Source organism: Bradyrhizobium sp. Mp27 (assembly GCF_029953005.1).
Taxonomy (GTDB): domain Bacteria; phylum Pseudomonadota; class Alphaproteobacteria; order Rhizobiales; family Xanthobacteraceae; genus Bradyrhizobium; species Bradyrhizobium barranii.
In genome coordinates this window covers 1-7,949 of sequence record NZ_JASAUS010000235.1, presented here as the reverse complement: position 1 = coordinate 7,949, position 7,949 = coordinate 1, and the positions used below count along the sequence as shown (strand labels likewise).

The 7,949-nt window shown below is 57.8% G+C and carries 3 protein-coding genes and 2 pseudogenes; 3 read left to right on the top strand and 2 right to left on the bottom strand.

From position 1 onward, the window contains the following. Nucleotides 1-762 precede the first annotated feature (762 nt). On the bottom strand, nucleotides 763-2,916 hold the full coding sequence (locus tag QJT78_RS46355; RefSeq protein WP_038945610.1) for a peptidase domain-containing ABC transporter: 2,154 nt from the start codon (nucleotides 2,914-2,916) through the stop codon (nucleotides 763-765). Nucleotides 2,917-2,946: 30 nt separating this feature from the next. Then, on the bottom strand, nucleotides 2,947-4,032 hold the full coding sequence (locus tag QJT78_RS46350) for an HlyD family efflux transporter periplasmic adaptor subunit (RefSeq protein ID WP_018273889.1): 1,086 nt from the start codon (nucleotides 4,030-4,032) through the stop codon (nucleotides 2,947-2,949). Between the two features lie 1,500 nt (nucleotides 4,033-5,532). Between QJT78_RS46350 and QJT78_RS46345 the strand changes: the two are divergent. The 3 genes and pseudogenes from QJT78_RS46345 to QJT78_RS46335 all read left to right on the top strand — a co-directional run. Then, a pseudogene (locus QJT78_RS46345) lies at nucleotides 5,533-5,645 on the top strand (IS110 family transposase); the annotation flags it as partial. Between the two features lie 197 nt (nucleotides 5,646-5,842). Next, entirely contained in the window at nucleotides 5,843-6,070 is a 228-nt protein-coding gene (locus QJT78_RS46340) for a hypothetical protein (protein ID WP_018273891.1), read from the top strand. A 760-nt stretch (nucleotides 6,071-6,830) separates the two neighbouring features. Next, nucleotides 6,831-7,949, top strand: a pseudogene (locus QJT78_RS46335) (transposase); the annotation flags it as partial.

Sequence of the window (7,949 nt, the reverse complement as noted above, 5' to 3'; positions counted from 1 at the left end):
AAGCTCTTGCCCGGGAAACAAACTCAAACTAACAGTCCCTTGTCCTGCCTCGCGGGTGGAGGAATTTGACTGACCACACCCGGAGGAATTTGAAGTGACCCGCGGGGGTCATGGCGTATCGCTCTCCTCGAGAGGTTCTGGCAGGCTCGTCACCCGCCTCGATACGCCGCCTTCCTCACACCGTCATCACCCAGATTCCGCCATAGCTCGGTGTAACCGAACTATCGCCTGAAGAATCATCTTCGACCGCGGGAGGGTTTTGGCCGATTGTGGCAATAATTGCCGGAGTAGGAGCCATTATCGGTGCAGCTACAGGTGTTGGCGTGGTTATAGGTGTGCTCCGTTGAAGATGATGATTGGCGCAGCCTCTCGTGCGTCATAGGGAATGGTCGTGGCGCTGCGGCGAGCTTTACGACGCGCCGCAACGAAGGACCGCAACTGGAGGCGGGGAATGTTGCCATCCCCGCTCCTCTCAGACCCGGACGAGCGAATTACCCGCATCCGGTTCTTCGCGCGTAATCAATCGCTCACGGGAGCGAAATAATGTTGGACGATCTTGGCTGTCGGTATCGGATGCCGCGCGAGCATGGCCCGGATGCGAAGCTCGGCAGATTGGAGGGGCGTCCACGCAGTGCGCGCCAGGCCAGGTCAGTACTCTTCGGTGAATGATCGACGTTGACGTTCCATTCGACACCTCCGGGCTCAATGAGCCTACTACAGGTGTCCACTCATTCGGAGGAGGTCACAGCAAATTCTGCAACTCTAGCTGACCCCTGTTTGCGTCTGCCACAAGCGAAGGTAAGCGGCTTCACCCAGCAGATCAGTATGCCTGCCTTCAGCAACGATCCGCCCCTTGTGTAACATGACAAGCTTCTCGGCAGTGCGGATGGTGCTGGGTCGGTGAGAGATGACCACGATGGTCTTGCCGGCGCCACGCAAATCATCAAGGAGCTGGTGAATGGTGGCTTCGGCAACGGAGTCCAGAGAAGAGGTAGGCTCGTCAAGGATCAGGATGTCCGGATCCCGATACAGAGCTCGGGCCAACGAAAGGCGCTGCTTTTCGCCGCCAGAGAGCCGTACGCCGTTTTCGCCTAGATAGGCCTGGAAGCCTCCCGGCCAATTCTCGATCGCCTCCCGCAGCCCAGTTTGATCGCAGACCTTCATGATCCTGTCGATCTCCGGTTCGAACTCGCCGAGCGCGATGTTCTCGATCAGCGAGCCTGAGAATACGTCCGTCGACTGCGGTACCGAAGCAATAACCCTACGCAAGGATACGGTCGAGAAGTCTTTAAGGTCATAGGGACCGATCCGAATGCGGCCGCTTTCGAGCGGGTAGACGTTCTGCAGCAGCGCCGCAAGGGAGCTCTTGCCTGAGCCGCTTTCTCCCACCACGGCCGTCATTTCACCTCGACGAAAGGTGAGGTTAAGATCATCAAAGAGCTTCGGCTGCGAGCCATGGCGGAAGGTGACGTTCTCCAGGCGGATATCACCAAGCTCGGATTTGGTGGCATCAATACCGCCGCTGCGTGCCGGCTCAAGGTCGAAAATCTCGAACAGGCGATCCGCCGCGATAAACGCGTCCTGAACGATTCTGTTGGTTTGGATCAGGTTGGCGACAGGCCGGGTGATATAGCCGAGCAGTGCGTAGCAGGAAAGTAACTCACCCGGAGTCACGGCCTGATCCATAGCAAGCGTCGCGCCAAACCACATTAGCAGGATTGTGAAGAGAGTTGAGAGAAAGGTAGAAGCATTGTCTCCGACGATCGAGATGAGGCCGGAGCTGTAGACCGATTGCAGGGTCTTGACAAAGCGAGTTTCCATCTTAAGGCAAGCGAAGCTCTCCACGCCGAAAGTCTTGACCGTGGAAACAGCTCCGAGTGATTCAACCAATTGCGCCTCCAGTTCGGCGGCATTCTCCATGATCGCGCGCTGGCGCTTCCTATTGAGTCGGTTAACGGTCCAATAGACTAAGACATATAGTGGGATGGAGATAGCCACGACCAAGGCGATCTTCCACGAGTAGATGAACATCAGGCCGAACGAGAACAGTATGACCAGCATGTTGACGAACATGGTGATCGAGACGTCGTTCAGAAAGCTCCTGATTTTCACCGCATCATTCATCCGGGAGACGATTTCTCCCATGCGCATGCTGTCGAAGAATTTTTGTGGTAGGCTTAGGATGTGATTGTAGTAGCCGAGGATCAAGCAGACATCGATCTTCTGACCTGTTTGCAGGACTAGCCGGTTTCTGAGCAGGTTGATTACGATCTGCGGCACCAGGATCAGCAGCATCACGACGCTCATGAGATTGAGCAAATTGCGGTTGCCCGCTGTGATCACGTGGTCGACGATCTTCTGGACGTAAATGGCTGTCGACAGCCCCAGGAGGGTGGTTACCAGTGCGCCGACGAGAGCCTGCGTTAGCGCCGCTTTGTGCGATGCAAGCAGCCGGGCGAAGCGGAGAAGAGGTGAGGTGGTCTCATCGCGGCGCTTGAAGGTGTCGGCCGGAACCAGGAGCACCAGGACGCCAGTCCATTGCCTCTTGAATTCTTCATGCGATAGCTTGCGGATTTCGCCGTACGCGGGGTCCATGACGGTGACCCACCTCGTGTCGATCGCCTGGATCACTACGAAGTGGTGCAAGACATCCTTGATGATCACATGCGCGATGGCCGGCTTGGGGATCTTGTACAAGCTGTCGAAGCCGCCCTTGACGCCCTTGGCAATGAACCCCAGCTGATGAGCCGCTAGCAGAAGACCCGACACGGTGGTGCCCGATTGGTCCGTCGACGCATACTGGCGAATGCGCGACAATGGCAACTTGTAACCGTAGAAGGCTCCAACGGAAGCGAGGCTGGCAGCCCCACAATCCGTGATGTCGCGCTGCTTGACTTTGATGATTTGACCCAACATGGCGGCTCACCGGCTTCTTGGAATGGATAATTAACGAGCCGCTAGGACCGGGTTGAGCCAATCGTCAATCTCATTGTAGAGAAGTTGCAGCAGAGTGCGCTCCGCCACGAGAAAACGGGCTCTCACCGTCATGCCTTTCTTCAGATGACCAATGATGCCATTTGTGAGCTCGAGGTAACTGCGAGAAAGCGCGCAGCGAACCTTGAAGACCGGGCTCTTCTCCTGCAGGGTAAAGTCCTGCGCGACGTCTAGCACTGTCGCGTCAATCATCCCCCATTGATTGTAGTTGAAGGCATCGACCTGGAGCCTCACCGCCTGGCCAGGCTGCACGAAGCCGATGTCTTTGGGCGAAACGTAGATATCCGCCACCAGTTCGCCGTCGGGCGAGACCCAACCGACAGTTTGCCCCGCCTGGACGTAGCTGCCTGGGGTGACGCCGTTGAATTGCTCGAGTGCGCCGGACACGGGAGCGCGAATCTGGGTCAAGTCGCGTTCGTTCTCAAGTTGGTGCAAGCTGGCGGTGAGTTCCTGAAGGCGGAGGTTTGTATCGAAGAGCTGCTGATTCCATTCGGCGGATTTGCTCCGGACGAGGATCTCGCCCTTCACCTCGAGGCTCTGCAACGCGAAAGCCTTTTCTTCAACCGCCTTGGTGGGCGCTGCAGCAACCGCGACGAGTCGCTGAGCGCGCTCGAGTTCTGCCGCGGCGTTGCTGCGGGCATATTGGTTCTCCCGCAACAGGTTGAGAAAATGCAGGCGCTCGGCCGTGGCGAACTCCGAGCGGAGGCGGACTGGGGCGTCGGACTGTGCGCCGGAAGAGATCAGGGCCTGGAGGTCGCTGGCACGATCGCGCTTCAGACGGATTTCGCCTGTAAGCGCACCGATCTTTTCCTTAATGACCACATCGTCGAGAGCTAGGATCTCTCGTCCTTGTGCAACGAGATCGTTCTCGACGGCAAGAACACGAGAAATTCGTCCGGAGACGGGTGCTATCAGAGGAGTTTTCTCGATTGTGGGACGAATGGTACCGGCACTTTGAGCAGACAGCGTCACGGTGATGACTGGCAGCGACACAAACGTCGCAACGACAGACAACACAATTATCTTGTAGATCGCCAAAGATCGTCCTGATTCTCGCGATAGGATGCTCTCTGCAGTGTAGCAGACCGTCTCCGGAGGCAGCATTACATCAGCCATAGCAGCCCTGTCACGGATTACGACGATTGGCAGTGCCAAACGACTCATCAGGATTGAGCGACGCACGGGGAAGGTGCGCCAGCTATTGTCCTTCACACCTAAGGGTAGCCAACTAACGTATCGACTTTCATTGTTATCTCCTTGTCAGATGTGGAACACTCGCTGGTGCTGCTCGGCCAATTTCGTTGATTACCCGAAAAGAGGTGTGGAGCGATCATGCGATTGCTCCACAACAAATCCAGAGCAGCCGCTTTGTATTTGATTTGCATTCGATCCTGCCACTCAGCTGAGAGCCCCCGCACGCCGGTGAAGTCTTATCGTTGCGCCCGCGACAGAGCCGTTGAACGGAATTTCTCAAACGTTCAACCGCGGCGCGCCCAAAGACCTTTCGTCCGGCACGAAACTTTCGCGGGGCGGCATGAAGAAGAGCCTGCCTGGCGCCGCAGGCAGGCTGCAGACACTTTTGCAATTAAGGGCTAGGCTCCTCAGGGCAAGGAATTGGAATGATGCTGCAACCACCGCCCTCAATGGGACGAACCTCCCAACCGCAACCGCGCCACGTCCGAGCGATACCTTCCTTCCCGCAGTTGCCCATGCTTCTTCAGGAGTCAATTCCGGAAGCTGACATATAGCTTCTCATGTTGTTTCCTTTTCAATAGCCGTGAGTGTGGTCGACCAGCAACTGCTGCCGACCCCGTAGCAACTTCAAGTCTCGTGCCAACTGCTCAGGAACGGCAGAAAACGCTCTCCTTGCTTTTATGATGCTAAACAGCAAATGTGCGGCAGACCGCCCGAACATCATTGTGGTTGCAAATGCGACAAATCGAACAGGGCGAACACGGCATGCTTCAGGAAGCCTTCGAGCTATCCGCCAGCTCACGTCGCTGCCACCGCCCAACCTGGGCAAATCCAACAGCCGGGGCGAACTCAGGACTTGATAACACTTAGGGGCAAAAGGTCATGCCCCCTCAGCGTCACGAGCAATTGCCCCTTCTTGGATAGCTGAGGAGAGAGCGAATGAACGAGGAACGAATCACGGAAGGCTCCTCGTGGATTGATCCACGGGGGGCAGGTGATGAAGACGCCGGATGACGTGGCGGACGTGTTGCGCCTGAGGGCGTGCGGCTGGCTCTGAAGCGGATTCCGCGGCAGCTGGGCTGCAGCCATCTCGGTGAAAGACTACGTGGTGGCGGGCGGGGTGAAACGTTCAAGTCGCCTGAACGCCCCGAAACGACTCCATGGCCTTCAGGGTTGGCTGCGCGAGAGGTTCATTCGGCATCGCGGCAATGCGGATGTCGCCGCGGCCCCACTAGGTCGCTTTCGGTATCATCAAAGAAGCAGCGGGGCGAGCTGAGCGATCAAATCCAAATCGCTTGGCAGGCTTGGGCAAAGAACGGCGCAGAGTGCGACGCGTCGGGGCGCATAAAAGCGATTGTTCGCGTCGGTTTGCATACGTCCAGAGTGTGTTTCAGCTGCATGGCGTTGATGGGAACGAGCAGCCGGTTTTGCGGCTTAAATTGAGCCGCGGGCTGGTTTAGAAGTTCTTCAAGCGCTGCCGCGTGCGCTTGTGGCTCTGGAGGCCTGCGGGCATCGCATTGTTAGGCGTGGGAATTGCAATCAAACCGGCATGAAGTGGCGATGATGCCGATCGCAATATATTTGCGTGCGGCAAGCCGGCCGAAACTGCGTAAGAACTTTGTGCCCATCAAAAGTCCCGAGCAAGGGCGCACAAATGTTGGAGCGTGTGCGCAACCAGTTCATCGGCAGGCGGACCCGGTTTGCCAATTCAATCCGCGGCTACGCCGCGGAATACGGCTTTGCCGCGCCTAAGGGGCTTTCGCGGTTGCTGATCGACATTCAGGCCGACGCAAAGTCTCCGACTTTACAAAGCAGCTGGGTGGACGCTCTGGCAGCAGAACTGGCGCACGTCGAGGACCAGATCGCAAAGGTCGGCAAGTAGCTCATGCAACTCCGCCGGAGTAAAGAGATGAGTGAACGGCTGCCGGCTATCTCGGGGGTCGATTCGATCGTTGCGAGCTGCTGTCGATCAAGGTCGTGGATGCGCGCGGGTTCAAGTCGGCAAGAAACTTTGCGGCATGGCTCTGCCTGAAACTAAAGAACCGCTCGACGGCCGGAAAGAACAGGCTTGGCCTGACTACACGCGCCGGCGACAGCATCAAGAAGTGGCTCGAGCGGAAGATGAATTAGGGACGGCGAGGGAAAGCCGACATCGGAATGCGCGTCGGCACAACGAAAGGGAATGCTGGATACGCGCCGCGACATGAATGTCCAGCAGACGACGTTGGCACGAAGAGACCGCCGCGCTTTTCACATACGCTCCGGCAAAAAAGGCCTGTTTGGCGCCTCTATCGCCACTCCGCTGCGCGGCACGCGATTTGAATTCTCTGCGTTGCGGCAGCGGCAGCTGACGCCTTGTAGGAAAGGAAACAACTATGGATATCTCAGATTATGGCGTAACCGAACTGACTTTCGAAGATGCGTGCGCCGCTGTCGGCGGTCAGCCTTGGTGTGTTTGGAACCCGGATGAGCAGAAATGGTCCTGCCACCCCCTGAGCTCTCACGAGGAGCTCTTGTAAAGGCATTTTGTAGCCGGTCCGCGGCGCAGCCACGGACCGGCTTACCCCAGAACTCCTTTCGCGTGTCCGTAAGGACGCAGCCCTGGAAGGATTTCTGGTTCATCGTAGCCACCAGCAGCGAAGATGAAACAGAAATCCGGACCGGGCAAAGCGTCGGCAGACCAAGTGCGAAAGGACATTCGGCGCCAGAACCGCCGGCAGTATTCGGCGGAAGAGAAGATCCGCATCGTGCTGGAAGGATTGCGCGGCGAGGAGAACATCTCCGAGCTTTGTCGCCGAGAAGGCATTGCCGCCTCGATGTGTACTACGGCTGGTCCAAGGAGTTCTCGAGGCCGGCAAGCGCCGCCTGGCCGGCGACACGGCACGAGCTACGACCTCCGGCGAGGTGAAGGACCTCCGCCGGGAGGCCGCCGCCTTGAAGGAGGCCGTCGCCGATCTGCCCCTGGAGAACCGTCTGTTCAAACAAGTATGAACGGAGATGGGGAGGACGAGGCATGAGGTATCCCGCCTCAGAGAAGGCCGAGATCATCCATTTGGTCGAGCAATCGCACCTTCCGGCCAAGCGCACACTGGACAAGCTCGGGATCCCGCGCGCCACATTCTATCGCTGGTATGATCGCTACCGCGAGGGAGGCGTTGAGGCGCTGGCCGATCATCGGTCTCGACCAGACCGGGTCTGGAACCGCATCCCGGACGATGTGCGGGGCCAGATCATCGACCTGGCGCTGGAGTTACCTGAGCTGTCGCCACGCGAGCTGGCCGTGCGGTTCACCGACGAACGAAAGTACTTTGTATCCGAGGCGTCGGTCTATCGGCTGCTGAAGGCGCATGACCTCATCACCAGCCCGGCCTATGTGGTGATCGAGGCCGCGAACGAGTTCGAGGACAAGACGACGGCGCCGTCGCGCACTGGCCAAGGCTTCTCAGCGACAATGGTTCGAGTTACGTGGCGGATGATCTGGCCGAGTGGCTCGACCAGAAGGGCATGCAGCATGTGCGCGGCGCTCCGTACCATCCTCAGACCCAGGGAAAGATCGAGCGCTGGCATCAGACGCTGAAGAACCGCATCCTGCTCGACAACTATTACCTACCCGGTGATCTCGAGCGTCAAGTAGGAGCCTTCGTCGAACACTATAATCACGTCCGCTATCATGAGAGCATCGACAACCTCACGCCAGCCGATGTCTACTTCGGCAGGGCTGAGGCGATCCTCGCAGAACGAAACCGCATCAAGCGCGACAC

Excerpts from the sequence above, each read along its gene's own strand:
- QJT78_RS46355 (WP_038945610.1), bottom strand. The coding sequence starts at position 2,916 with ATGTTGGGTCAAATCATCAAAGTCAAGCAGCGCGACATCACGGATTGT.
- QJT78_RS46340 (WP_018273891.1), top strand. The coding sequence starts at position 5,843 with ATGTTGGAGCGTGTGCGCAACCAGTTCATCGGCAGGCGGACCCGGTTT.